This window comes from Pseudanabaena sp. lw0831, assembly GCF_016584665.1.
GTDB lineage: Bacteria > Cyanobacteriota > Cyanobacteriia > Pseudanabaenales > Pseudanabaenaceae > Pseudanabaena.
On sequence record NZ_BBJB01000081.1, the window covers coordinates 43,155 to 69,122 of the forward strand.

A 25,968-nucleotide genomic window follows, 5' to 3' on the forward strand; every position below is an offset into this window, starting at 1 on the left:
ATCGCAATTTTATTAAAACTGTTGTTTTGCAACATTTTTAATAAAATTTAAGTGGTTAATTGACATATTGTGTTTGTAAATTTGGCAATTTCTTAAAGCTGTTCTAAAATTGCTAAAGCCAACAGATCAGAAAAGTATGGAAACTGAAAACACCCAACTAGTTACTAATGAACAGCTTTTCTTGGCTAAAGTTGAGCGTTTGGAACAAGAAATAGAATCATTGCGATCGCAAAATATCATCTTAAGAGAGTACTTAGACACAAAAATTACTCAAGGAGAACAACTGTCGCAAGTTAATCATCGTCTGCAAACTGAAATTCTTGATCGCCAACAGACAGAGACTGCGCTGAGATTGCTTTTAGATAGACTTTCAGGGGAAAAAGAGGATCTGGAGATCATTCTTGACACGACCACATCTCACAGTGATACGATCGAAGCTTTGCTTTATGACCGAGCTTTATCGCTTGCTCGTGAAGTAACTATCGACGGATTGACCCAGATTGCTAATCGTCGAGCCTTTGATCAAAGGTTAGAAAGAGAATGGCAACGCTTGGCTAGAGAACATTTGCCACTTTCTTTGTTGCTCTGTGACGTAGATTTTTTCAAGCGCTATAACGATCGCTATGGACATCCTATGGGCGATGATTGTTTGCGGGCAGTAGCAAAGTCAATCGAGTCTTGTATTCGTCGTCCTGCCGATCTAGTAGCTCGTTATGGTGGTGAGGAGTTTGCGGTGATTTTGCCAAATACTCTAAGAGAAGGAGCCACTTTTATCGCTGAAGAAATTTGCATTACTATTGCTAATCTCCATATCCCGCACGAAGCTTCTTTTGTCAAAGATTGTGTCTCTCTCAGTATTGGCATATCCACAACTATGCCTGAGAAGAACGTACATCCAAGAAGTCTCATTGAATCTGCTGACAAGGGTTTATATCTAGCCAAAAATCAAGGTCGCGATCGGGCTGTATATAGCAGTAACTAAAACCCAATATTAGTGGTGCGCGGCTTCGCCGCGCACCACTAATATTGGGTTTTAGTTGGTGTTATTTCGTGGCGATCGCATTTTCGATCTTCACCTCATTTACACAATTTTCACCCTGCTCAAATTCTGTAATATTTGAGAGCGTAGTATCAGCGATATTGGCTAAAGCTTGGCTAGTAAAGAAAGCCTGATGTCCTGTAACAATCACATTTGGGAACGTTAGTAATCGCTGAAACGTATCATCTTGAATAACTTCATTGGACAAGTCTTCAAAAAACAAATCTGCTTCTTGCTCATATACATCTATACCGAGATAGCCGATCGCACCTGATTTCAGACCATCGATCGCCGCCTGAGTATCAATTAATGCACCGCGACTTGTGTTAATTAACATCATCCCAGTTTGCATTTGGGCGATCGCTTCAGCATTAATCAAATAATGCGTATCGGGCGTAAGTGGACAATGGAGTGAAATGATATTTGACTTGCCGAAGAGTTCAGGCATTGAGACATATTCTAATCCCATTTCCAAACAAGCAGGATTTTGGTAAGCATCATAGCCGATTAATTTACAACCAAATCCACGCATAATCCGAGCAAAAATCGCGCCAATTCGACCTGTGCCAATTACCCCAACCGTTGCACCATGTAGATCAAACCCGAGTAATCCTTCAATGGAGAAGTTGCCTTCTCTAACGCGGTTATAGGCGCGATGGACTTTACGGTTGAGCGATAAAATTAAGGCGATCGCATGTTCGGCAACTGCGTAAGGAGAATAAGCTGGAACTCGCACAATCGCTATTCCTAAATGAGTAGCAGCAGCTAAGTCCACGTGATTAAACCCAGCCGATCTTAGAGCAATTAATTTTGTGCCACCTTGGGCTAACTTCTCCAACATTTCTGCATCAAGGTAGTCATTAATGAAAATGCAGATAGAAGGAAAACCCATGGCGAGAGAAACAGTTTCATGGCTAAGATGGCATTCAAAAAAAACTATTTCGTGCTGATGTTGATCGTTAGAAACATTAAACGATTGACGATCATAGGGCTTGGTATTGAAAAAGGCGATTTTCATAAATAACTTGTAGAAATTTTACTACAAATAATAAAGGCTCGCTTTGCGAGCCTTTATTATTTTTGATTTAGATATTAGCCGCCAACATTGAGCGTAGCCCTTGCAGGATCATAGGGCTCCAACTCCACTTTCACTGGCTTCACATTCCAAATCTCATCACAATATTCTTTGATTGTGCGATCGGAAGAGAACTTGCCAGATCTTGCCACGTTGAGAATGCTCATAGTTGTCCATTTCTCAACATCTTGATAAGCAGCACTGACTTTAGCTTGACAATCTGAATAGTCTTGATAATCTGCTAACAACATATAGTCATCATGATACATCAGCGAATCCACTAAAGGCTTAAACAAGTCCTTCTCCCCAGGAGAGAAATATCCCATACCTAAGCGATCAAGAATATTGCGAAGTTCTTCATTGCTTTGGTAATAAGTTTGAGGATTGTAACCTTCAGACTTCTTCTGTTCGACTTCCGCTGCTGTCAATCCGAAAAGGAAGAAATTATCATTACCAACTTCTTCACGGATTTCGATATTCGCACCGTCTAGAGTACCAATCGTCAAAGCTCCATTCATGGTGAACTTCATGTTGCCAGTACCCGAAGCTTCTTTACCTGCGGTCGAGACTTGCTCTGACAAGTCAGCAGCAGGATAAATCAATTGACCGAGAGATGCACTAAAGTTAGCAAGGAAGACAACTTTGATGCGTCCTTGCACATCAGGATCACGATTGACCACATCGGCTACCGCGTTAATCGCTTTAATGATCAACTTCGCCATGAAATAACCAGGGGCTGCCTTACCACCAAAGATAAAGGTGCGGGGAGTAATGTTGATACTTGGATTTTGCTTGATCCGCAGATAAAGCCCGATGATGTGCAACAGGTCAAGATGTTGACGCTTGTACTCATGAATGCGCTTTACTTGAATGTCGAAGATCGAGTTGGCATCAACTTCTACACAATTGTGAGCCATGATGTAGTCGGCAAGCGCTTGTTTGTTGGCTTGTTTAATCTGTCTCCAGCGATCGCGAAAATCTTTGTCATCAACAAAAGCTTCAAGTTTACGAAGTTCATCAAGATGCTTCAGCCATGTATCACCAATTTTGTCAGTGATCAAGGCTGACAACGTAGGATTGGCAAGCAATACCCAACGGCGCGGTGTGACTCCATTGGTTTTGTTGTTAAACTTCTCGGGCCAAAGCTTATAGAAATCTCTCAACACATCAGCTTTGAGCAGTTCGGTATGCAATGCTGCGACACCATTGACCGCATGACTACCAACTGTAGCGAGGTTTGCCATCCGTACTTTTTTGCCGCCGCCCTCTTCGATAATCGATAGGCGCAATAGCAACTCATCGTCGTCAGGAAACCAAGTCTGAACGTCTTGCAAGAACCGATGGTTGATTTCGTAAATAATTTCCAAATGACGAGGCAATAGGCTTTCAAATAGGGGAACGCCCCATTTTTCTAGCGCCTCAGGCATGAGCGTATGGTTAGTGTAGGCAAAAGTGCGCTGAGTAATCCGCCATGCTTCATCCCAAAACAGTTCATGCTCATCTACAAGCAGACGCATCATTTCGGCAATACTAATTGCAGGGTGGGTGTCGTTTAGCTGGACAGCCGCATGTTCAGGCAGATTATCTAAACGATTATATTTTTTGAGATGACGACGAATGATGTCTTGGAGCGAGCAGGATACGAAAAAGAATTGCTGCTCTAGACGCAACTGACGACCTTGAGGGGTGTTGTCGTTGGGGTAAAGAACTTTAGAAATGGTTTCCGATTTAATCTTGGTAGCAACAGCACCGTCATAGTCGCCAGAGTTAAAGGCTTGGAAGTTAAAGTCTTCACCTGCCTCGGCTTTCCAGAGACGAAGCGTGTTAACCGTGTTGGTTTGATATCCAGGCACTGGGGTATCGTGGGGAATACCTTCAACGGTGAAGCTAGGAATCCAACGGGTATGAGGACGACCGCGATCATCGTTATAGATTTCGGTGTGTCCGCCAAATTTGACTTGGACGGTGGACTCATAACGCACGACTTCCCAAGGGTTGCCACATTTCAGCCATTTGTCAGGGATCTCGACCTGCCAGCCTTGTTGAATTGCTTGATTAAAAATGCCAAATTCGTAGCGAATGCCATAGCCCATTGCAGGAATTTCTAGGGTGGCAAGGGAGTCAAGGAAACAGGCGGCTAAACGTCCGAGACCGCCATTACCTAGCCCTGGATCTGGTTCTTGCTCTAGCAATTCGGTCAGGTCTAGTCCAGATTCTTTAACGGCTTGGGCGATCGCTTCGTATAGATCAAGATTGATCAAGCTATTACCAAGGTGTCGCCCCATCAAAAATTCGGCGGAAAGGTAATAAACGGTTTTGATCTCTTGCTCATGGTAGACCTTGAGGGTTTGCAGCCAACGTTGTAAGAGGCGATCGCGTGTTGTGTAAGACAACGCCATGTAGTAGTCGGTGAAGTTTGCCTGAGAACCGAGTTTGCCTTGTATGTAGAACAGGTTATCGGCAAAGGCCCGCTTGAGGGTTTCAATACTTAAACCTGTGCGATCGTCTTCTACCGTAATATTGCTGGTTTGATTAGCAACATTTGTTTGCATAGAATTATTCCTGAATGGTTACTTTGTCTTAATTGCCGTTCTGCTGACCCTAAGGCGGAGGGTGAGTCTACTCTCCTTATCCAAGCATAAACTATGGGATGTTGGGCATTTATTTAACTGAAAATTTATGTTTGGGGAGTGCAATATTTATGATTTCCTGACATTACCCACAAAAAGTATAGAGTTACGAAGTGCAGCTACTCTGTTTGTGGATAATTTAAGATTTAGCTTGGAGCCATTGCCGAAATTCGCGACGCTAGGCACTGGTTGAAAGATCCTTACTTTTTTCTAACAAGAGAAATATTCCTGAGTTTTTAACCCGTATAGAATATATATGTGATTTTAGTATACAACCGTCAATAGTTATGCCTCAAATAGCCAGTAACTCTGGGGGAAACCCTGAAATATCATCGGGACAACCGATCGCTTTAGTCTGGCATCGGCGCGATTTACGAATTGATGACAACCCTGCTTTGAGTAAGGCGATCGCCCAAGTTGGGGATCGGGGGATTGTGCTAGGGCTATTTATTTTTGACCCTGACATTCTTGATGATGGCGTGACCGAGGGTAGCAAGGTTGACTTTATGCTGGGTTGTTTGCGGGAGTTGCAAGCTAACTATCGGCAGTTGGGTAGTGATTTGTTGTTTATGCTTGGTCAGCCTGTTGTTGCGATTTGTGAATTAGCTAAGACGGTTAATGCTAGTCATGTCTTTTTTAATCAAGATGTCGAGCCTTTTGCAATTAAACGCGATCGCGCTGCAACTGCCGCCCTGCAAGAATTAGGAATTAACGTTCAGAGTTTTATTGATATTGGTTTGATTGCTCCCGATGCGATCGCTACCCAATCTGGTGAGCCTTACAAGGTTTACACTCCTTTTTGGCGCAATTGGCAAAGCAAGCCCAAGCCAAAACCATTTGATGCACCTCAAAAATTAATGGGTTTAGCTAGTTATGAAAATCTGCCTATAATCCCTTTGCCAAGCTTACGCGAACTCAAATTTATTAACGACATAAAGTTACCGAAATCTGGTGAAGCAGTGGCTCTGCAATTATTAGAAACCTTTTGCGATGGTCATGGGATCTTGCGCTATCAAACCGAACGTGATTTTCCTGCCCATGCGGGTACATCGACATTAAGTCCACATTTGCGCTTTGGGACTGTGGGGATTAGAAGGGTTTGGGAAAAGGCGATCGCGGCTGAGCAGCTTGTCCGTAGCGAAGAAGAAGCCACAGGGATTACCACATGGAAACAAGAATTAGCATGGCGCGAATTTTATCAACATGTGTTGTTTTACTTCCCAGAACTAGAAACGGGTGCATATCGTCCGCAGATGCGAAATTTCCCTTGGGATGATGATGATGAGAAATTTGTGGCTTGGTGTGAAGGGCGCACAGGCTATCCGATTGTCGATGCAGCAATGCGGCAGCTTAATCAAACAGGCTGGATGCATAACCGTTGTCGAATGATTGTGGCAAGTTTCTTAACGAAGGACTTAATTATTAATTGGCAATGGGGTGAACGCTATTTTATGCAGAAATTACTGGATGGCGATCTTGCGGCAAATAACGGAGGTTGGCAATGGAGTGCCTCTAGTGGTATGGATACTAAGCCCCTACGGATATTCAATCCTGCATCACAAGCTCGTAAATACGATCCTGAAGGTGAATATATTTTGCGTTGGTTGCCTGAGTTGCAAGGCTTAACGACTGCCGAGCTTTTAAGTGGCAATATTTCGCCGCCCCAGTGCAAAAAACGCGATTATCCTTTGCCGATTGTCGATCACAGTATTCAGCAGCAAAAGTTTAAGCAGATTTATCAAGCTTGCAAAATTATTTAAAAACCGATAAGCATGTGTCGCCCGCATAGCGAGCGACACATGCGATTTAATAAAAAACCAATTTTTTGTGGCGCGGCGAAGCCACGCCACAAAAAATTGGTTTTTTATTTTTAGATGCGATCGCAAATACATCCCTGAACAAATTTTTTAACTTTAGCCAGATCCTTGTCACCTGCGGAACGTTCGACACCACTCGATATATCTAAACCATTTGGGCATACTAGCGCGATCGCATCGGCAACATTTTCAGGTGATAAGCCTCCCGCTAACCACCAGTCACAAGCTGGACGAAAATCGCGCAACATTTGCCAATCCAGAGTTTTACCAGTTCCTCCCGCCATATGAGGATCATAGGCATCAAGTAAAATCGCATCTACAACATTGCTAAAAAGATTTGCTTTCTCTAAACCTGATTGATCTTTAACTCGTAGCGCTTTAATTAGCTTTATTTTCGGGTGAGTAGCACTTAGATGCGATCGCAGTTGATCACAAAATTCTGGAGATTCATCACAATGTAGTTGCACCGCGTTTAGTCCAGCTAGCGCAACTGTTTCACTAATTTCACTGATACTGGAATTAAGAAATACCCCAATCAAATCTAGCTCTGATAATCTGGCAATCTCAGGCTGGGCAGAGAGTAGACTAGAGGTGATTTGCCCGATCGCAGTTGCACTGATATATCGTGGTGAAGAGGATACACAGATAAAACCAAGCGCATCGACACCCATTTGCGCGATCGCTTGGGCTTGATCGAGTTTCGTAATGCCACAAATTTTGATATACATACACAATAAATTAATTCCATGACAGACTCATCCTATCCAAAGTTTATGCAGTCTCATCAACAACTAGATCAGAAATTAGGCAAGAAAATCGTGACAAAAATTTCCGCAGGCTCGGCAATGTTTATGGCGATCGCGATCGCTTGCTGTACTCCAACCCTTCCCGCCCGTGCTGCACTCTTTGATGGGCCAGTTGATCGTCTGCCCTCAGTGCAGCGTGATTCATTACGCAAAGGGCAAACAGTGGTCACAGGTAGCAGCGGTAAATATGTAGCGCGAGTACTACTCACTGCCTCACCTGATGAAGTTTGGCGAGTTTTGACTGACTATGCCAATCTCTATAAGTTTATTCCCAACATGACTTCCAGCAAGATCATCGAAAATCGTGGCAATCGTAAAGTGATTGAGCAAGTGGATTCGCGTCAAGTCTTCTTAGTTTCGATTGTTTCGCGCACCAAGCTTGCTATTCAAGAAACTGATCGCAAACAAATCGATTTTCGACTTATTGATGGCGATCTTGCCCAAATGGAAGGCTACTGGAAAATTGAACCTGTCTCCTCAGTACCACGTCGTCCTGCCAATCAAATTCTGATTACTTACACTGTCAATGCCCAGCCTAAGAGTGGTACTCCTACTGATGCGTTCTATGGAATTTTCAAAGAAGCTTTAGGTGATACATTACAGGCGATTAAACGAGAAGTTGCAAATAGAAACTAAAAAACAACAGTGCTTCCGCTTCACCGTATGGACAATTCATGAATTGCCCATACGGTGATTTCAAACAAGAGAGAATTATAGCAAGTTCTCTCTTGCCCCCAAATTCTCAAACTTAATAATTAACGACATGATCGAGCCGATTGGATACATATTAGGAACCAAAGATGCTACCCCACTTGAGTTTTGGGTGGCGGTGAGTGACGGCAAAGTCCTTCGTCTCGATGATGTCGTGCAAGTGAAAACCGATCGCCCTGATAAAAAAGGGATTGTCAACTTTTATGGGGTTGTTGATCATGTGCGAACCATCCATGAGGGAACGCAATTTGATACAGATACATTTCTCGTTACCAATGGCAGTATGCCCGTCAATGTATCCTATGCCGCGCATATCCAAGTCACGCGCATTGAGCCTGAAGAATATTTACCGCCACAACCGAGCGATGCTGTTTATTTAGCCGAAGATGAGAACCTGAGATTTGCGTTGAATTTCGATGGCATGGAGCAGCGCATCTCCGCAGGAATTATGCGAAATGGGAGTCCTGCCTATTTGAATTATGAATTTATCGATGGGACGAAGGGCGCTCATGTCAATATTTCGGGGATTTCGGGAGTGGCAACGAAGACTTCTTTTGCTTTATTTTTACTTCATTCCATTTTCAATTCGGCGGCTTTGGGTTCTAAAAGAGCGAATACTAAGGCGTTGATTTTTAATGTCAAAGGTGAAGATTTGTTTTTCCTAGATAAAGCAAACAATAAAATGCGGGAAGAAGATCGCAATACATATCATGCTCTCGATCTACCTGTAGAACCATTTCGGGATGTACGATTTTGTGTTGCCCCAAAGAAAAACACTCAAGAGATAGAGCCACATCTCGATCAACGTTCCGATAATATTTCCGCTTATGTGTGGGGGATGCGCGAATTTTGTCGCGATCGCCTTTTTCGATTTCTATTTGCAGGAGATGATTTAGAGCGCGGGAACATTGGCTTTTTGGCAAGTATCGTCGAAGAACGTCTTGCTCGATTGGCGATGGACAATGACAAATATGATAAGAAGCTAGGATTTTTGCCTAGAGCTAGTCTGGACTTAGATGATACCTATGGGGAAGAAGACAAGGATAAAGTGGAAACATTTCGAGATTTGATTGAATTTCTTGAAGAGAAGTTAGTCGAGAATCCCGATCAGAAATGGCTAGGACGGAATGCTCCGGCCACTGCGGAGGCTCTAACGCGGCGTTTATGGGGAATTGCTGATGAAATGGGACATCTCATTCGCGGCGATCTACCTGCGGAAGAATTACAAAAATATAAACTCGATCCCCTTGATGCCGAATATCAGCTAACGATCGCAGATATTAACAAGCTCGGCAGCAAAGCCCAAAAGTTTGTGGTGGGTGTATTGCTCCAAAAGCTATTCATGGAAAAGGAAAAGCGCGGTCAATATCCCGTTGTCTTTATCGTTCTTGATGAGTTAAATAAATACGCACCAAAGGAAGGTCGCAGTCCTATTAAGGATTTGCTAGTCGAAATCGCAGAACGAGGGCGATCGCTTGGCATTATCTTAATCGGCGCACAACAAACTGCTTCAGAGGTGGAGCGGCGTGTGGTTGGACAGGCGGCGGTGCGGGTAGTTGGTCGTCTGGACTCCGCCGAAGTAGAACGCCCTGAATATAATTTCTTGACGGGTGCTTGTCGGAAGCGATCGCTATTATTAAAATCTGGCAGTATGTTTATCCATCAGCCCGAAGTTCCATCACCTTTGCTGGTTGGATTTCCTTTCCCTGCCTATGCAACGAGGTTGCGAGAAGTCCAAATTAATGAGGTTGAAGAAAAGGTTCTAAAAAGTAAAGTTAAGCGTCTTTAATTTTTAGCAAAAATCATATTTTTTGTTTGACAACAAATTGCGGAAAATACACTTGGTATAAAGAGAGCGTACATTCAGCAGGTAATCTGGGCAAAAAAATATTTGCTATGAGAATGTAGGCTGTAGGGGCGGGTTTAGTTGATAAATCCTGCTTTTAGCAAAGAATTATCAACTAAACCCGCCCCTAAAATAACGTCCCAACATCATTCCGACCTACGTTTAGATCGTTATTCCTATTTTGGAAATAGTACTTGTATCAATGGAGTGAATTAATCGCCTCATTTAGAGTCTGGCTAGGTCGCATCGTTTGACTGGCTTTATCTGGATCGGCGAAATAATAGCCGCCAATATCGACGGATTGACCTTGAACAGCGCTCAATTCTTGAATAATTTGGCTTTCCTTATCCGCCAAGACCTTCGCTAACTCAGCAAATTTTGACTTTAGTTCCAAGTTCTGATTTTGTTCCGCTAGAGCCTGCGCCCAGTAAAGCGCGATATAGAAATGACTGCCGCGATTATCAATACCTCCAATCTTGCGGGAAGGCGATTTATCGTTATTGAGATAGAGACTGTTGGCTTGGTCTAAAGCGACCGCCAAGATCTTCGCGTTCTCATTGTTAGTTTTGCGTCCGAGGTCTTCGAGCGTAACTGCGATCGCTAAAAATTCTCCGAGGGAGTCCCAACGCAAATGTCCTTCTTCGAGAAACTGCTGAACGTGTTTCGGAGCCGAGCCACCTGCACCCGTTTCAAATAGTCCACCACCCGCTAGCAATGGAACAATCGAGAGCATTTTGGCACTAGTGCCGAGTTCAAGGATTGGGAATAAATCCGTGAGATAATCCCGCAATACGTTGCCAGTTACTGAAATCACGTTTTTACCGATTTTAATCTGTTCGCAGGTAAATTTCATCGCCGCTACAGGTGACAGGATCTGAATATCTAGCCCTGCGGTGTCATGGTCTTGCAAATAGATTTTAACCTTGGCGATTTGATTCGCATCATGGGCGCGATTTTCATCTAGCCAAAAAACTGTAGGATTTCCAGTCGCTTTAGCCCGATTGACGGCAAGTTTTACCCAATCTTGGATTGGTAAATCCTTGGCTTGACACATCCGCCAGATGTCACCCTTAGCGACTTGATGCTCGATAAGGATAGCCCCTGTTTCATCAATGACGCGCACTACGCCATCATCAGAAATCTCAAAGGTCTTATCATGGGAGCCGTATTCTTCAGCTTGCTGAGCCATCAAGCCCACATTGGCGACATTACCCATTGTGGTGACATCAAAGGCTCCATTTTTCTGGCAGAATTCGATACAGGCTTGATAAATGGTGGCATAGGAGCGATCGGGAATCATTGCCTTGGTGTCGTAAGCCTTGCCATCCGCACCCCACATCTTGCCAGAAGTCCGAATGGTCGCCGCCATAGATGCGTCAATAATCACATCGCTAGGAACGTGCAGATTGGTAATCCTCTTATCGGAGTTGACCATCGCCAGACGAGGCTGCTTTTCATAAACTGCTTGCAAATCTGCGGCGATCGCTTCCTTCTGTTCATCAGGTAAAGATTGAATCTTAGCGTAAACATCCCCTAAACCATTATTCGGGTTGATGCCCAATTGCTTGAAGGTATCAGCATATTTCTCAAATACATCTTGGTAATAGACCGTCACCGCATGACCAAATAGAATCGGGTCAGAGATCTTCATCATGGTTGCTTTGACATGGAGAGATAGCAAAATATCTTCCTCTTTCGCCTTAGCAATTTCCTGAGCATAAAAGGCACGCAGAGCCTTGACACTCATCACCGAAGCATCAATTACTTCGCCTTCCAGTACAGTAGTTTTTTCCTTGAGAATTTGAGTAGAACCATCGGCTTTGGTTAATTCAATCTTGACTACACCTGCTTTGGGAATTACCACCGATTTCTCGCTACCGTAGAAATCGCCTTCAGTCATATGCGCTACATGGGTTTTAGAATCCTTTGACCATGAGCCTACGGAATGGGGATGCTTTTGAGCAAATTCTTTGACGGCGGCGGCGACACGGCGATCGCTATTTCCTTCACGCAACACAGGATTAACGGCACTGCCCAACACCTTAGAATATTTCGCCTTAATCGCCTTCTCTTCTTCAGTTTGAGGATTGGCAGGATAGTTGGGGATGTTGTAACCCTTGGCTTGTAACTCTGCGATCGCCGAAATTAACTGCGGCAGAGATGCGCTAATATTTGGGAGCTTGATGATGTAGGCGCTAGGAGATTTTGCCAAGTCTCCCAGTTCGGTAAGGGCATCAGGTTGACGCTGTGATTCGGTTAAGTACTCAGGGAAATTCGCAATAATCCGCCCTGCCAGAGAAATATCTTTGAGTTCAACCTCGATTTCGGCGGCTCTCGTAAAAGCTTGGACTATGGGCAGTAGGGAATAGGTGGCTAGGGCTGGAGCTTCATCGGTAAAGGTATAGGTGATTTTTGAGGTTTGATTGCTCATAGCGATTGGGCGGATTTTTTGCGGATCAATATACAGCTTAGATAATACATGGCTTAGTTAACCCGATTCGTATCGGTTTTATCTAGAAAATAGCTTTGTAACAAAGCACAAAACAATGAAGATTATCGGCGATCACATCAATAATCTATCTCCTAAAGGAGATCGCTAATACTGTGAGTCATGAATTCTAGTCGATCACTAGTTACTGATTTGCAATTTCAACCATTGATAAATTCTGTTTTTGGAAAAAATCCTTAATCGCTGCTGTAAACAAATCATTTGTTTCAATATCTACGATTTTTAAAAGTTCTTTACCTGAACGTGATAAAGCAACACCATCTAAACGCAATTCTTGCCCCATAGTTCTCTCTGCGGAAGGAACTAGTCCCCAAGAGCGATTCTGGTATTTTAAAGGAAATGGCACATTAAGTCCAACTGCAACACACATAATATAATTCATGTAAGAGTTGAAGTCAGATATGATTAGCCCATACTCTTGAAGAACATTAAGTTGATCAAAATTCAGCCCATAATTTTGCAGTGAATTAGATGCTGCATTACCACCGAGTGACAAAACACGCGCATCAATTATGTTGTTATCCGTCAATCTTAAAGAGATTGAAAGAGAACATAGCAGACGGAATAAATTTGCAGTACGACTATCAAGTTGTCCAATTAGCTTTACTGTCTTGATTGAGAAAGATGATGGCTGATTAATCTCACTCGCCAGAATTCTACCGAAGAGTAGTTGCATCTCCTCCGTACTCTTCTGAGAAGCCTCTTTCTCAAAACTGTTTAACCAATCATCATCAATCGGAGGTATCTCTTTAGCAGTTTGACTGTTATTAATGGGGAGCGTTGCTTCAGATTGAAGTTGTGTAGCAGCCACTTTACAAACTTTGTCAAGATTTATTTGCTCACGAATAATTTTTGATCCATATTTCTGAATTGCAACTCTTGCAAATTCAGGATCTACGTTTATTTGTTCTTCTATTTGTCTGCCGCTCGCGGAAATAATGTTTACTCGTGCCTCGGATGTCGCTCTTATCTCTGATTCAAAGCCTTCCATATAGGCAACAGGAATTTTAGTTGCTGATGAACAGAGCTGACTAAATGCTTTAATTGCGTTCTTAAGAACTGGAGCGGCAACATGTGACCATAAGTTGCCGATAGCATCGGCAGCTTTTGTTAGTTCCTCATCAGATTGACGTTCTATCTTTGAGGTGTTGTTCTCTGACGGGGTTTGTATACTCATTGAACTAATTCAAGTACGCTTACGCTGCTAAACATTAGTAAAATATAATAGCTAAATATTGACGTGTAGATTGATGTAGTAGCCTAATGATGCCAATTTATCCTATATTCCATCCTAAATCTCCTAAATCGAAGATGAGCGCATCAAAATCTATCTTCTCAAGGTGATCATGATTTTTTTTGGATTGAGGGGGCGATCGCTGATTACAAAATTTACATTGATATAACCCTTTGCATTTAACGTGCCGCGTTATACAATACGAATATAACCTTACTATTCCTTGGTCGTGATCCGAAGCTTTAAGGATAAAGAAACTCAAAAAATCTTTGAGAGGCAGCGATCGCGTAAATTGCCCTCAGAAATTCAACAAGTAGCCCTGCGAAAATTGCGTATGCTAAATCAGTCACCCACCCTTCAAGAACTTCGTATTCCACCAGCAAATCGATTAGAACGACTAAGTGGCGATCGCGAAGGTCAATACAGTATTCGGATTAACAATCAATGGCGTATTTGCTTTGAATGGCAAAATGATGACGCTTTCAATGTGGAAATTGTTGATTATCATTGAGGAATCAAAATGAACGAAGATAAACTTAACCCAATCCATCCAGGAGAAGTTCTTTTAGAAGAGTTTCTCAAGCCGATGAACTTGAGTCAAAATCAGCTAGCATTAGCTCTTCGAGTTCCCGCCCGACGTATTAACGAAATCATTCATGGGAAGCGTCGAATTACCGCAGATACGGCAATTCGCTTGGCGTTCTATTTTAATATGTCCCCCAGATTTTGGCTCGGATTACAAATGGACTACGATTTAGATATAGCTGAAGATGAAGTTGGCGCAAAGTTAAAAATGGAAGTCGCAGTTTTTAGCTAAAGCGATCGCTATTTGATTTTTGTGGAGTGGCGATCGTGGTTTTGGGGGTATTGAGCGGGTCAACTGTATCCAAATATAAAAACAATTGCTATAGGGATGAGTCCTGATATTTGAGATAAAGCGATCGCACTTTCTCTTTGAACTTTTCGCGCACGTCATCGGGTTCGATGATTTCGCAGTCTTCGGCATAGGGCATGATGTCGCGATAGAGCCAAAATGTACTGCTGATTTTGCGGATGATTTGACGCATCGGCGGGGCGGTATCTAGCCATGTATTATCGATATCTTCTTCTCGCGGTTGGTATGCAAAGGCAAGATTTCCCGATAGATTAAAAGTGACATGAATGTAATCAAGTTGCGATCGCCATTTGCCTTGAATAGATGTAATGGCAGCTTCGGCTGGAATGCGATCTAGTCTGAGACAGCGATTATGTTTTAGAGCGACAACATCGTCACTACTTGTGGATTCTTCGCACCAGCAGTCTAGATAGAGTCGTTTGTCGTGGGGAGTAACTTTAGCATGATAAATCGAGAACTGATGAGAGCGATCGGCCGCATCGAGATATTGCAGACGAAAGGGTTGTTGCTGTTTGATGTAGCGATCGATGGTATGTCGCCAAATTTCAGGAGGTTTGTCGAGAAATCGCTCTATGTCCCGCCGCAATGGTGAGCTAAGTTCGCTGCGTTCCAGTAGTAGATTCGCAATGACTTTAGCGCGATCGAGTTCTCCATAATCGATTAATAACTTGAAGGTACGAGAGAGCGTTTCGATACGATCGCTTGCCCAGTCATTATTTTTCGAGATTTGAATTTGCTTGCGGGCGATCGCTTCGACTAGTTTCGAGATATTTGGGCGATCGCCCCATTTCATGCCAAGCTCCATCGCGATCGCTTCGAGTTGAGACTTGTCGCGATCGGATATAGATAATGTAATTGATTCGCCTTTGCGTGACATGATATGGTTACGATTTCAGAGCGTCACGATAGGCGATCACCGATTCAGTTTGATTAGTTGCATCTCTAAACTGACTAAGCAAATCAAAATCTAACTCTGGCAGAAATTCGCTGCGAGGAATATTTTCATACTTTGTCTCATCAAGTTCATCTCTAAGACGATAGAGTTTCCATTGTTGTTGTTTCTCCAGCCAGAACCAAACTTCAGGGATGCCCAAGCCACGATATACCTCTAACTTATCGATTCCACCACTGCTCAAAACAATCTCAATCGCAATATCAGGAACTTCTCTCAGTTCTCCAAAGCAATAACATTCATCAGGTTCAAGACCTCTCTGAACAATTTCCTTTCTAAATGTAGTTTGACCATAACCATTGAGATCGATCCGCCGCTCCACGAAATACATCTCAAACAGACGAGCAAAGATTTTTTTCAGCCGTTCGTGTTTATTAGATGTGGTCATAATTTCTAAAACGCCATTTAGGTAAGTCATGCGAAGAGATGGATATTCATCTATGTATATATTGACAAGGGTGCTGTACTGTTCCCATGTCACGTCACTGAGAATGAGTCGTTGTCCTTCGGTATTTGGTAATTCAATAGGATTTCTGGCTAAAACTTCTAAAAGTTTCATGGTTACTGACCTCTCAGGTTAATAGTTTTGGCTATTTTAATCATAGGCGATCGCTAATACTTATACCTTACTAAAATTTGTCCGTATACTTTTATGGGCTTGAACCTTGTAAGTATTTATTTTGTGTGTAATTATGGCTATAGTTTATAGACAAGGACAAATAAAACTTAATAATTTATTTCCAAATATATTGGGTATACTAAAATTGTTGAGAGCTAGGGTATTTATGGAAAAAGCTTATGTTTACCAGACAGCCTGAACTAACCTATATCGAATATCTTGCTTATGAGCATGAGAGCCAAGTCAAGCATGAGTTTGTAAATGGTCAAGCTTTTGCGATCGCGCTTTCAGATATTTATGAGGATGTGAAGTTATGACGGAATACAAAATAGTTCTCAAGCCTGTCTATTCTGAGACGGTGGAAACCCCACAAGGGATCGAAATTCCTGATGGTTGGCGATTGGCTTGGCATCAGTTAGAGACTTTTAAAGCTTTGCAAGATCCAGATATTGATGTGGTGTTTAATACTGCCATGACTGGCGATGGTAAAAGCTTAGCGGCTTATTTAGGAGTCTTGCAAGGCAATACTGAGGCGATCGCACTCTATCCAACTAATGAACTTGCACGAGATCAAGAAAATCAAATTCGTCAGTATGTAGAAAATTTTCAACCTCGAAATGAGCCTCGGATAGCGCGATTAAATAGTGCGGAACTGGAGTTATATGCAGAGAATGAAGGTATTAAAAAGTCCGCCGCGATCGCTACCCATGGCAGTCAACGGGAAATTTTAATTGCTAATCCTGATATCTTCCATTACTTACATCGGGGCGCTTATCTAATGCCGAAAGATAGTCCTGATAAATTATGGGGCAGAATTGACAAGGATTTTAATCTATTCATTTTTGATGAGTTTCATGTGTTTAGCGCTCCACAGATTGCGAGTGTTCTCAATACTATGCTTTTGATTCATCTCACTAATCGCCGCAAGAAGTTTCTATTTCTATCGGCAACTCCTGATGAGCAGTTACTTGATAGATTAGATAAAGCAAGGTTACGCTATAAATTAATCGATCCCAAGGCTTCGGGTAAGTATCAATTTCCTGATACAGAAGTGCGATCGCAACAACTTGAGCAGGATCAATGGCGACTGGTAACGCGAGAAATTGCTTTGCATTTTGTACCGTTGGAATCTGCGAGTAAGGCTTCTGAGACTTGGCTCAAAGATAATCTAAACCTTGTTTTGCAGCATTTTTTAGAGCATCGTGGTACAAAGGGAGCGATTATTCTCAATTCGATCGCTTCGGTAAAAAGGTTAACGCCTTTGTTTGCGGAAACTTTTGCAAAGTATGGGTTAACAGTTGGCGAAAATACGGGCTTGTCTAGCAAAACTGTGAAAGAGCGATCGCTTGCCTGTGACTTGGTATTAGGAACTAGTACGATTGATGTGGGTGTGGACTTTAAGATTAATTTTTTGATTTTTGAGTCTGCGGATTCGGGTAGTTTTATTCAGCGTTTGGGCAGATTGGGACGACATCAGGGTTATGTGAATACGGATGGACAAGAAATCAAGTTTGATCGGTTTGTTGCGTATACACTTGCGCCTAATTATTTGATTGAGCGTTTATTTGAGAAAGCAGATTCGCCATTTACGACAAATGGAACTTACGATCGCGCTTTTTTGAGTGAAAACATTTACACTACCTATCGCAAAATCAACGACTTTAAAAATTATTACAGCCGTTGGGGTGCTTTGCAGTCTTTTGATTTGTATCGCAAGCTGGGGCATAAGACGATCGCTCAACAATATGCAGCTAGTCGTGACCAATTTCAAGCCGATTGTGAACAGGTTTTTGGTGTGAGTTTGGGTAAGGTTGCGGGTAAGGTAAAAGCTTGTCAGATGGAATGGCAAGAGAAATTTCATAAAGACAAAGGTAATCCGATCGCTGAGGATGCTAGTAGTTTTCGTGGGTCGAGTCCGTTGCAATGTGGGCTATATGATATGACGGAGCCGAATGAAGGCGAGCGTTTTAAGACATACGATTTGACGGGCATCCTGAGTAATTTAGAGGTGGAGCCAATGACTGAGGCGGCGTTTATGCGTCTGCTCAAGGAGACATCTGAGCGCACAGGTCAGCTAATCCCCAAAAGTCGCTTTGAGTATTGTATGGGCTTTATGAAGCTTTTGAGTTATAGGGATGAGCGCTCTAATTGGCGATTTACCTATAACGGCGATCTTAGAGAGGTTGCTGATAGCTGGAAGATTCAAGTCCTCTCAGGGATTGGCATCTGGCAACCAGATAACCGATGGATTGACAAGGTTAATGAACGGTTGAAAAAACAAGCGATCGTTGCTTATGTCCTCAATCGTCCAGTTGCCGAAATAAAAGCGAAGTTGCTATTGCCGATGCATTTTCAGATCTATGGGATCTGCGATCAGCAAACCCTCCTTGATCCTGTGCCAAGCTATGCGATCGCTTTTTCAAGTTCAGCTTTATTACTAGACACATTGGCTTACACCTTTAAAAACAAAAAAGGAGGCGAAATATGGATCGCTTAGTTTCAATCCCTAAAAGGGTTTCAGGTATAAAAGCTCGAAAAGAGCTTACAGCAATAAGCCCAGACTTATTCTTTTCAATCCCTATAAGGGTTTCAGAGATTCTATATTTAGGTTTGCTTATTAGCTTCAATATTATACACCTGTTGAATAAGTCAGCGCTAAATAATTTGTTGAATAAGTCTGATTTTATTTGCTGTAGAAATTTTCATAAATATGTTGACATCTAGAGTCGGAAATGTTCATATTGAGGTCACACAACAAAGGAACCGCCTATGAAAAAAATAACCAACCACCAAAAGTTAATTTCTTTGTTACATGATGGATGTTGGCACTCTAATGATGAACTTGCGGCAAAGGTAAGCTTTAAAAGCTACAAACAAACAGTTGATGAAGCGAGAAAAAAGTATCACTATCCTATTGAAATACGCCAAGTTGATCATCACAAATTCGAGTATCGCCTACTTCAAACAGCGTAACAAATCCGACAGTAAGTTGGGTATATATTTCAGCCGTCTGTAGTGATGCCCAACTTAAGAGGGAGTTCATAAGATAAATAGCTTGCAGCAGTAAACACAGGCATAAGCCATCTCGACCCCCAAAAATATTTTTATATTTATGGCGCAAGAGTTCAACAACACTGGGGATTCTTCCCCATAAGCCAGTCAAAGCTCAAGTCATTATTATCCTTAGTCTCCCTCATTATTTTCAAACTAAATCTCAACAGGATTGAAAAGGATGAAAACAGCCAATGCCAACGATTTAGATGTAGCTCTTCTCCAAGAAGCTTTTAATGTTTTTAGAATCGAGCAAGTACAACAAAATCTTCGTTTAAGAAGTCTAGAAGATGTTGTGAAGGAGCAAGAATGTACGATTAATGAACTTACGCAACGATTGGAACACGAAGCTTCTAGACATCAAGAATGGGACTATTCTCCAGATCCCTATTCTTTAGATGGTGATGCAAGATGTAACTCCTATTCAAGGTGGATTGATTTTGAGGAGGAAGATATAGATATTAATTAGTCTGACAACATGACTATTCAGTAGAAAATACTCATCATAGTATAGCTAGAGTACCCATAATCTATATCTGTTATGCATACTCTAGCTATTTCTGGTAGTTTTTACTTTTCTAATCACTAAAACTAACTATAAAAAATTAGAACAGAAAATATGAATAACCGATCGCTATCTGAATTAAAACAACTCTTACCAAATTTAGTGCAAGAGATTCCTTTCTTGAAGCTTCTAATTCTCTTTGGTTCTAGAGCGACAGGACAAAATCACGAAGACAGCGATTATGACTTTGCTTTGATCTATGACCGAGAGATTTATCAAGATTGGAAAAGAAAAGGATCATCTTGGTTTAGCCTATATTCGATCTTTGAGAATGTATTTGAACTTCCTAATGAAGCAGTCGATCTTGTCGATCTTAATCGATGCTCAGAGATACTGGCTCATGTGATTGCTTGTGACGGCAAGCTTTTGTATGAGAAGCGATCGGGTGAATATGATGAGTTTCTCAAGAGAAGTTTGATGAGTCATGAGCAGACAAAAAAAATGCGTCAGGAACAGCGTCAAAGTCTTGAACGTAAATTGCAGGTGTTAGGCGTATGAAAGAGATTAATCCCGAAGTAGTTCGTCGTAAACTTGATGAAATTTTAGATTATATTAATGATCTGAAAAGCTTTGAAATGCTTTCACTGGAAGAGTTTTTGTCTGAACGGTATAGGCAATTCACAATAGAAAGAATCATGGAACTCATCGTCCAAGCAGCCATTGATATCAACAGATATTTGCTCAAGAAAAAAGGAGTAAATCCTAGTTCATTATCAAGCTATAAAACTTTTGTGGAAATTGGCAATCTTGGCATTATTACTGAATCATTAGCAGAAGTAATCAAGCAATCAATAGATACTCGCAATGCTCTAGCTCACAGATATGATGACATTTCGCCTGAAGAGGTATTTGAAGAAATTGCAGATATTCTAGAGAAATATCCAATTTATGCAAGACAGGTTTCAACATTTCTTGAATCGCTAGATGAAAATCCTGAAGAGTCAATCTAAAACATATATCAATATCAGATTCCAATCATTTAGGTTTATTAAATTAAAATTGTGACTAAACAAAAAAAATTGAGTGAAGTCGAGAACCAGTTATCAATCTTTAATAGTATTTCTATCTCAGAATCAACTAACTTATCGAATGATTCTCAAGACGATGAAGACTATCCAGAGATGGATTTGGATGAGATTGATACAGATGAGGATTTTGATGAGAAAAGCGATCGCACGATTGCGACAAAGCAAGAACTGCTGACATTAAAACTCATGCGAGAGGCGATCGCAGCTCAAAATCCTGACGATCCTGTCATGAAAGATTTTGCAGAATATGTATTGCCTAAGCTTTTGCCTGTCGTTGTTGGCGTGACTGCAAAAGGCGGTAAGTTTTTTGATGAACTTGATCGCAAAAATGAGGTATTAGGAAAAGAAAAAGTAAGGCGTGATAATGCTGCCGATCAATCACTTGGTACGCATTTATTAAATGGATTATTTCCTGCGAATCTGATTGAACAGAGATTAGAGAAACTTAATACAACCGTTAGACGGAAAGTTGGAGAGTTTGAGCGCAGGCTGGTAATTGCAGGATTTATTTTGCATGACTTTGAAAAGTTCAATTATGCACTATTTCCTGAAATGCCAGAGAAATATAAATCGTCTAAGCGCGATCAAGATATTCGCAAACTCTCTTTAGATGAACATCGTGAAATCATTCTAGTATTTGTGGTTGCTTTAGGGCTAGATCAGTTTATTAGCAATGGTTCGGAGCAGTGGAAAGAATATATAGACGATTTGCTATGTATTGCTTATAACGCTCAATGTCGATGGGATACAAACTGGAATTTCTCGGATTTTGGATTAAAAAATCTCAGTCTAGACGATCGCACATTACGCTGCCTCACCGATCTCACCTGTTTAGCGGATTCTCTCGCATCGATTGTGAAACATCCACAGGATGCCATCAAAACTAAGTTCAAGGAGCTAATGCATCAGCTTAGTGATGGACAATTGCGATTTACTTACCACAGTATTTCTGAGAATCGTGGCGTACTTACAAATGTAGCGAATAACGCCTTAATGGATGCTCATGGTGCTCTCAATACAGAAGAAAACCGATACTATCAACCCCTTTTGTATTTACCGACAGGCGTAATCTATCTCACCTTACGAGATGCGCCTCCAGTGCAAGTCAAAGGATTAAGCGATCGCGTGGTTGCGAAAATCAAAAAACTTTGTGCTGACCAATTACGTGATCGGCAAGTTGGCTTTAGTCGTGGCAATGTGGGCATGAAGTTCGCTGATTATTACAATCTATTTTTTGATTTTGAAGAGTTTTTGCGTTTCTCTGTTGATGTGGTCATTAACAAGATTAAATCTAGCAAAGCACCAGACAAAGCCAGTAATCTCGCCACATTTCAGCGCAAAGGATTTCTATCAGAAGATCTGAAATTTGATTTCAAAGAAGATCCGCGCATTGATCATCTTGCGGAACTTGGCGCGTTAGTTGTTAAACAACTTTGGGAAGATTATCTAGTCAAAGTCAAAGACTTGCGAAAACTTGATAAGAAATTACCAGCACCCCGTGAATTAAATCTCACACTTGCATCTCTTGAGTTTTTGGGTTTAACGGATTGGCGATCGCAAGTTGTTGAGCTTCAGGAACTCAAAAATACTGGTGGTATTGCCTATGAGTGGTACTACATCGCCGCTAAATACTTAGAATCGGAGGCAGGTTTAGGCTCGTTAGATGTGCGTGATATTGGCTATAAGCTGGTTGATTTTTTCATCGAACTAACTAAGCCAATTCGTGAACAGTATCAATTACCTGATCCTTGGCAAGATTTAAAAGACTGGTGCGATCGCGTGGTGATGTTGCCTAGTCAAGAGGTGGAAACTGATACTAATCAAGTGGATATCTTCCTAAAAGAACTAGATTTTTACAATGCCGCCAAAAAATCGGGTCGGGGGAAACAAGCGATCTGTTCCATTTCCCATTCACCTTACACGGTGACAGAACAAATGGAATCATCGGTGTTATTTACGCCGCAAGTTTATACCAATAAACAAATGCTGGGCGGCTCGAATGCCAAGCGCAATATCTCTAGCATTGCGGGAATCGAGATTATGTTGCGGCAAATCTTGATGAATCAAACTCAAGCAGTCGGTAAGTCCTTTGAAGATGGGAAATATCGCTATCTCTATTTCTATCCAACTTATTACTTTACACCTGAAACGAACAAGTTCCTGCAAAAGGCTTATATGAATATTGCCCAAACCCGTTTTGATACCAGTCTTCGCAATCATTTTGTATCCAAAGATTTACAGGCTGATTTTAGCTCAGCAAATTATCAAAGTGCGGATACTTTTCTGCTAGATGACATAGGCGATCGCAAAGATAACACTTTCAAAATGAAATATCCCGAAGATCAGCCCATGACCTTCTATTTCATGGCAATGCCACCAAGTCGAGATGCTACCGATACGGAGTCATGGGTGATGCCAAGTTGGTTAGCCTTAGCTTTCCCGATGATTCTCGATGTAAAAACCGTTGTTTCTGAGTCACCAGTACCGCCGTTTATCGATGGTACTGAGTTTGAAGAAACCGTGTTTCTCGATAGCGCGCCCCATGCGTTTCGAGTTCTCACTGGTGGCGATCGCTTCCGTTTAGATTACATTCTGGACGGTTGGCAAGATCCGACTGGTGGAGAGCATCCTGCGCCACTAAACAAGCTAACTGCGGCTTATGCGATTCATCTTGATGTTAATGCTAAACAAAGCAAAGGAGGTTATGATGCGAATTGGGGACGACTAACAGAACTAGCCAAGGACTTTGAGACTAGCCCTCTCTATGTGTTTGCGTATCTCAATAAGTGGGTTCGCAATGCCAAAGTTGATGCTCCTAGCATCACTAAAATTCAACTCTATACCTATAACTTCTATCCCTGTTTCGATCCCCATGTGAAATATCAACCAGATTCCACAAATTCCATTAAACTAGAAATACAGGAGCAATCATCCTTGAATCACCCTCAAAAACTAACAGAACTCTATCGCCAGTTCTATCGGGCAAATAAGTCTTATAACCCCAAAGCAAATGCGGTTCTGAAACCAATAGATGTCGCTTCTAGCACAATTCTCAAAGCCGATCCTAGCTTTCAAGGTGAAGCATTAGTTCATGTTGTCGCCGCCGAAGTTTGCAAGCTGATCGATCGCGTTCATGCTTCTACTGCCGAAGGTCGATGGATTCTCAAAGATCGTGAAGAGGAGCGCCAGAAGATTCTGGAGTTTGCCAATTATATTGTTAACGATGTATTTGTTGAAACTTTTAAAGGCGATCGCGCTCGTTTAGCTGGTCGGCAAATCAATTTGATTCGTGATACCTGCGAGTTTCTTTATCGACTTGCACAGGATCAAGAAAATCAAGCCCGTAAAGCTAAGGGTGAAGCGATCGAAGAACCTGAAAATGACGATCAAGACTAGCTTTCTTTAACTACTCATTACCAATTAAGCATCACTTTAGGAAATTCAATCATGACATTGCTCAAATCCATCGAATCCAAATTCTTCCATTCTGAAATCCCTTACAAGCCAATGGGGAAATATGTTCACTTCCTAACTGTGCGGGTGACTGAATCCTATCCACTGTTTCAAACTGATGGCGAACTGAACAAGGCTAGAGTCAGTGCAGGGCTTAAAAATGAAAATAGGACTCCCATCAGTCGCCTTGCCATGTTTAAACGCAAGCAATCCACCCCTGAACGCTTAGTTGGTCGTGAGTTGCTGCGGAACTATGGTTTTATGACTGCCGAAGAATGCGAATACAATGTCAAATTTGCGATGAACAATCCTGACTGCATCATTTACGGTTTTGCGATCGGTGATTCTGGTTCAGAGAAATCCAAAGTTGTAGTTGATACCGCTTTCTCAATTACCCCATTTGATGAGTCTCACGAAACCTTTACGCTGAATGCTCCCTATGAAAACGGCACAATGGCTTCAAAAGGAGAAGTTGGCTCTGAAGTTGGCAAAATCACCAGTCGGATTAACCAACAGGATCACATTCGTCCACAGGTATTTTTCCCAAGTATTGTCACTTTGAAAGATCCGACCGAAGCAGGATTTCTCTATGTTTTCAATAACATTTTACGAACTCGTCATTATGGAGCGCAAACTACGAGGACGGGTCGCGTGCGTAACGAGTTGATTGGTGTTGTATTTGCTGATGGTGAAATTACCAGCAATCTGCAATGGACACAGGCGATTTACGATCGCCTTCCCACTGACATTCTGCAATCAATTGATCCATTGAATGAGGATTTGGTTTTGGAAAATGCTAAAGAAGCAATTATCGAATTATTAGCTGATGAATTTACCGTACATCATGATTTTATCGGTACAAACTTTGATTCTTTATTAAACGAGGTCAAAGCTCTGACTACCAGTGAAGAAGGGATCAAGTCGATTTTGCAAAAAGCTGATGATGAGGCAAAAGCCTATGCCGCAGTGCATATCGCTAAGCCCAAAAAGGCTGACGACAAGGAAAAGAAACCTGCTAAAGCGAAGTAACCATGACACATATCTATCGCTGTGAGCTAGAGCTACATGATTCGCTCTATTTTGCCACTCGTGAGATCGGGCGCTTGTATGAAACCGAAGCGATCGTTCATAACTATGCTCTTTGCTATGCATTGGGTTTAGTGGATAGCGATCGCTATGGTACACAAGTATCGGAAGAACATGAATATCGCTACTTTTGCCGTGAGCAGGTTCCCATGTATGAGGAGCATTTGAGCAAACTCAATGATGTGGGAATCTATGTCACCCCTGCGCGATCGCTTCATCATACTTCTGTGTTGCATACATGGAAATATGCCAATAACAACTATCATGTCGAGATGGAAAAGACGAAAACCAATATTCCTAGCTTTGGCAGAGCTAAGGAAATTGCGCCCGAAAGTGCTTTTGAATTTTTTATCTTGTCTCAAAATCCTTTGCCTAAACTTTCTAAATGGATTCGTTTGGGTAAATGGATGAGTAAAGCGGAGTTGCAAGTAAAAGAGCTAGATAAAGTTAAGCAAGGGAATGGAGATTTTATATTTCCTTATCCCCTTAATCCTCTAGATGTAATGTTTACTCACCAAGTCTTGAGCTATGACACTGTAAATATGCCTCCCGTTAGCCTGATTCGCAATGTCAGTATAAATGGACATTTTTATGAGGTGGATGGTTTTAAAATCCCTGCCCTTATGGCATATCGTTTTAAGGTATAAGCAAC

Annotated in this window: 22 protein-coding genes; 15 read left to right on the top strand and 7 right to left on the bottom strand. The window is 41.9% G+C overall.

Translation table 11 applies throughout. The features are described 5' to 3' along the window. The first annotated feature begins 136 nt into the window (after positions 1–136). The gene (locus APA_RS17335) at positions 137–982 is read left to right on the top strand and encodes a diguanylate cyclase (RefSeq protein WP_201323509.1); all 846 of its coding nucleotides are present in this window, start codon (positions 137–139) and stop codon (positions 980–982) included. A 61-nt stretch (positions 983–1,043) separates the two neighbouring features. On the opposite strand, the gene APA_RS17340 is transcribed toward APA_RS17335, so the two are convergent. Together APA_RS17340 and APA_RS17345 are read right to left on the bottom strand one after the other, a co-directional pair. Further along, positions 1,044–2,057: a 2-hydroxyacid dehydrogenase gene (locus APA_RS17340; protein WP_201323510.1), complete on the bottom strand. Its 1,014-nt coding sequence runs from the start codon at positions 2,055–2,057 to the stop codon at positions 1,044–1,046. 74 nt (positions 2,058–2,131) lie between these two features. After that, positions 2,132–4,666 (bottom strand): glycogen/starch/alpha-glucan phosphorylase, encoded by a 2,535-nt coding sequence (locus APA_RS17345; protein WP_201323511.1) that lies wholly within the window; start codon positions 4,664–4,666, stop codon positions 2,132–2,134. 365 nt (positions 4,667–5,031) lie between these two features. On the opposite strand from APA_RS17345, the gene APA_RS17350 reads away from it, so the two are divergent. Beyond that, positions 5,032–6,504 (top strand): deoxyribodipyrimidine photo-lyase, encoded by a 1,473-nt coding sequence (locus APA_RS17350; RefSeq protein WP_201323512.1) that lies wholly within the window; start codon positions 5,032–5,034, stop codon positions 6,502–6,504. A gap of 110 nt (positions 6,505–6,614) precedes the next feature. Here the strand turns inward: APA_RS17350 and APA_RS17355 are convergent, their stop codons facing one another. After that, positions 6,615–7,289 carry a phosphoribosylanthranilate isomerase gene (locus APA_RS17355; protein WP_201323513.1) on the bottom strand — a complete coding sequence of 225 codons (675 nt, stop codon included), beginning with the start codon at positions 7,287–7,289 and terminating at the stop codon, positions 6,615–6,617. 18 nt (positions 7,290–7,307) lie between these two features. Here APA_RS17355 and APA_RS17360 point away from each other — a divergent pair, with 18 nt between their 5' ends. Both APA_RS17360 and APA_RS17365 read left to right on the top strand, forming a co-directional pair. Continuing rightward, a complete protein-coding gene (locus APA_RS17360; RefSeq protein ID WP_201323514.1) occupies positions 7,308–8,003 on the top strand; it encodes an SRPBCC family protein in 696 nt (231 codons plus the stop codon). A gap of 127 nt (positions 8,004–8,130) precedes the next feature. Further along, on the top strand, positions 8,131–9,867 hold the full coding sequence (locus tag APA_RS17365) for an ATP-binding protein (RefSeq protein WP_201323515.1): 1,737 nt from the start codon (positions 8,131–8,133) through the stop codon (positions 9,865–9,867). 256 nt (positions 9,868–10,123) lie between these two features. Here APA_RS17365 and APA_RS17370 read toward each other — a convergent pair whose 3' ends face one another. Together APA_RS17370 and APA_RS17375 are read right to left on the bottom strand one after the other, a co-directional pair. Continuing rightward, a complete protein-coding gene (locus tag APA_RS17370) occupies positions 10,124–12,355 on the bottom strand; it encodes an NADP-dependent isocitrate dehydrogenase (protein WP_201323516.1) in 2,232 nt (743 codons plus the stop codon). A gap of 202 nt (positions 12,356–12,557) precedes the next feature. Beyond that, positions 12,558–13,610: a DUF2806 domain-containing protein gene (locus tag APA_RS17375; RefSeq protein WP_201323517.1), complete on the bottom strand. Its 1,053-nt coding sequence runs from the start codon at positions 13,608–13,610 to the stop codon at positions 12,558–12,560. Positions 13,611–13,896: 286 nt separating this feature from the next. Here APA_RS17375 and APA_RS17380 point away from each other — a divergent pair, with 286 nt between their 5' ends. Then, on the top strand, positions 13,897–14,178 hold the full coding sequence (locus APA_RS17380) for a type II toxin-antitoxin system RelE/ParE family toxin (RefSeq protein WP_175355877.1): 282 nt from the start codon (positions 13,897–13,899) through the stop codon (positions 14,176–14,178). A gap of 9 nt (positions 14,179–14,187) precedes the next feature. Further along, positions 14,188–14,484, top strand: coding sequence for a HigA family addiction module antitoxin (locus APA_RS17385; RefSeq protein WP_201323518.1), 297 nt, complete (start codon positions 14,188–14,190; stop codon positions 14,482–14,484). Positions 14,485–14,572: 88 nt separating this feature from the next. Here APA_RS17385 and APA_RS17390 read toward each other — a convergent pair whose 3' ends face one another. Next, positions 14,573–15,439 (bottom strand): YafY family protein, encoded by an 867-nt coding sequence (locus APA_RS17390; protein WP_201323519.1) that lies wholly within the window; start codon positions 15,437–15,439, stop codon positions 14,573–14,575. Positions 15,440–15,446: 7 nt separating this feature from the next. Continuing rightward, the gene (locus APA_RS17395; RefSeq protein ID WP_201323520.1) at positions 15,447–16,073 is read right to left on the bottom strand and encodes a Uma2 family endonuclease; all 627 of its coding nucleotides are present in this window, start codon (positions 16,071–16,073) and stop codon (positions 15,447–15,449) included. Positions 16,074–16,312: 239 nt separating this feature from the next. Here APA_RS17395 and APA_RS17400 point away from each other — a divergent pair, with 239 nt between their 5' ends. From APA_RS17400 to cas5d, 9 genes are all read left to right on the top strand, one after another. Continuing rightward, entirely contained in the window at positions 16,313–16,450 is a 138-nt protein-coding gene (locus APA_RS17400) for a hypothetical protein (RefSeq protein WP_201323521.1), read from the top strand. Further along, positions 16,447–18,630 (top strand): type I-D CRISPR-associated helicase Cas3', encoded by a 2,184-nt coding sequence (gene cas3 / locus APA_RS17405; protein ID WP_201323522.1) that lies wholly within the window; start codon positions 16,447–16,449, stop codon positions 18,628–18,630. Before APA_RS17400 ends, cas3 begins: the two co-directional genes overlap by 4 nt. A 272-nt stretch (positions 18,631–18,902) precedes the next feature. Then, positions 18,903–19,106: a hypothetical protein gene (locus APA_RS17410; RefSeq protein WP_201323523.1), complete on the top strand. Its 204-nt coding sequence runs from the start codon at positions 18,903–18,905 to the stop codon at positions 19,104–19,106. Positions 19,107–19,365: 259 nt separating this feature from the next. Next, positions 19,366–19,653 (top strand): hypothetical protein, encoded by a 288-nt coding sequence (locus APA_RS17415; RefSeq protein WP_201323524.1) that lies wholly within the window; start codon positions 19,366–19,368, stop codon positions 19,651–19,653. Positions 19,654–19,803: 150 nt separating this feature from the next. Then, positions 19,804–20,247, top strand: coding sequence for a nucleotidyltransferase domain-containing protein (locus tag APA_RS17420; RefSeq protein ID WP_201323525.1), 444 nt, complete (start codon positions 19,804–19,806; stop codon positions 20,245–20,247). Further along, complete coding sequence (locus APA_RS17425; RefSeq protein ID WP_201323526.1) at positions 20,244–20,699, top strand: DUF86 domain-containing protein; 456 nt, start codon at positions 20,244–20,246, stop codon at positions 20,697–20,699. Before APA_RS17420 ends, APA_RS17425 begins: the two co-directional genes overlap by 4 nt. A 51-nt stretch (positions 20,700–20,750) precedes the next feature. Then, on the top strand, positions 20,751–24,173 hold the full coding sequence (gene cas10d / locus APA_RS17430; RefSeq protein WP_236579663.1) for a type I-D CRISPR-associated protein Cas10d/Csc3: 3,423 nt from the start codon (positions 20,751–20,753) through the stop codon (positions 24,171–24,173). A gap of 51 nt (positions 24,174–24,224) precedes the next feature. Further along, entirely contained in the window at positions 24,225–25,259 is a 1,035-nt protein-coding gene (gene cas7d / locus APA_RS17435) for a type I-D CRISPR-associated protein Cas7/Csc2 (RefSeq protein ID WP_201323527.1), read from the top strand. Between the two features lie 2 nt (positions 25,260–25,261). Continuing rightward, positions 25,262–25,963, top strand: coding sequence for a type I-D CRISPR-associated protein Cas5/Csc1 (gene cas5d / locus APA_RS17440; protein ID WP_201323528.1), 702 nt, complete (start codon positions 25,262–25,264; stop codon positions 25,961–25,963). Positions 25,964–25,968 lie beyond the last annotated feature (5 nt).

What these genes read in the sequence shown, in the direction of transcription:
- APA_RS17335 (WP_201323509.1), top strand. Translation starts at nt 137, where the DNA reads ATGGAAACTGAAAACACCCAACTAGTTACTAATGAACAGCTTTTCTTG.
- APA_RS17340 (WP_201323510.1), bottom strand. Translation starts at nt 2,057, where the DNA reads ATGAAAATCGCCTTTTTCAATACCAAGCCCTATGATCGTCAATCGTTT.
- APA_RS17345 (WP_201323511.1), bottom strand. Translation starts at nt 4,666, where the DNA reads ATGCAAACAAATGTTGCTAATCAAACCAGCAATATTACGGTAGAAGAC.
- APA_RS17350 (WP_201323512.1), top strand. Translation starts at nt 5,032, where the DNA reads ATGCCTCAAATAGCCAGTAACTCTGGGGGAAACCCTGAAATATCATCG.
- APA_RS17355 (WP_201323513.1), bottom strand. Translation starts at nt 7,289, where the DNA reads ATGTATATCAAAATTTGTGGCATTACGAAACTCGATCAAGCCCAAGCG.
- APA_RS17360 (WP_201323514.1), top strand. Translation starts at nt 7,308, where the DNA reads ATGACAGACTCATCCTATCCAAAGTTTATGCAGTCTCATCAACAACTA.
- APA_RS17365 (WP_201323515.1), top strand. Translation starts at nt 8,131, where the DNA reads ATGATCGAGCCGATTGGATACATATTAGGAACCAAAGATGCTACCCCA.
- APA_RS17370 (WP_201323516.1), bottom strand. Translation starts at nt 12,355, where the DNA reads ATGAGCAATCAAACCTCAAAAATCACCTATACCTTTACCGATGAAGCT.
- APA_RS17375 (WP_201323517.1), bottom strand. Translation starts at nt 13,610, where the DNA reads ATGAGTATACAAACCCCGTCAGAGAACAACACCTCAAAGATAGAACGT.
- APA_RS17385 (WP_201323518.1), top strand. Translation starts at nt 14,188, where the DNA reads ATGAACGAAGATAAACTTAACCCAATCCATCCAGGAGAAGTTCTTTTA.
- APA_RS17390 (WP_201323519.1), bottom strand. Translation starts at nt 15,439, where the DNA reads ATGTCACGCAAAGGCGAATCAATTACATTATCTATATCCGATCGCGAC.
- APA_RS17395 (WP_201323520.1), bottom strand. Translation starts at nt 16,073, where the DNA reads ATGAAACTTTTAGAAGTTTTAGCCAGAAATCCTATTGAATTACCAAAT.
- APA_RS17400 (WP_201323521.1), top strand. Translation starts at nt 16,313, where the DNA reads ATGTTTACCAGACAGCCTGAACTAACCTATATCGAATATCTTGCTTAT.
- cas3 (WP_201323522.1), top strand. Translation starts at nt 16,447, where the DNA reads ATGACGGAATACAAAATAGTTCTCAAGCCTGTCTATTCTGAGACGGTG.
- APA_RS17410 (WP_201323523.1), top strand. Translation starts at nt 18,903, where the DNA reads ATGAAAAAAATAACCAACCACCAAAAGTTAATTTCTTTGTTACATGAT.
- APA_RS17415 (WP_201323524.1), top strand. Translation starts at nt 19,366, where the DNA reads ATGAAAACAGCCAATGCCAACGATTTAGATGTAGCTCTTCTCCAAGAA.
- APA_RS17420 (WP_201323525.1), top strand. Translation starts at nt 19,804, where the DNA reads ATGAATAACCGATCGCTATCTGAATTAAAACAACTCTTACCAAATTTA.
- APA_RS17425 (WP_201323526.1), top strand. Translation starts at nt 20,244, where the DNA reads ATGAAAGAGATTAATCCCGAAGTAGTTCGTCGTAAACTTGATGAAATT.
- cas7d (WP_201323527.1), top strand. Translation starts at nt 24,225, where the DNA reads ATGACATTGCTCAAATCCATCGAATCCAAATTCTTCCATTCTGAAATC.
- cas5d (WP_201323528.1), top strand. Translation starts at nt 25,262, where the DNA reads ATGACACATATCTATCGCTGTGAGCTAGAGCTACATGATTCGCTCTAT.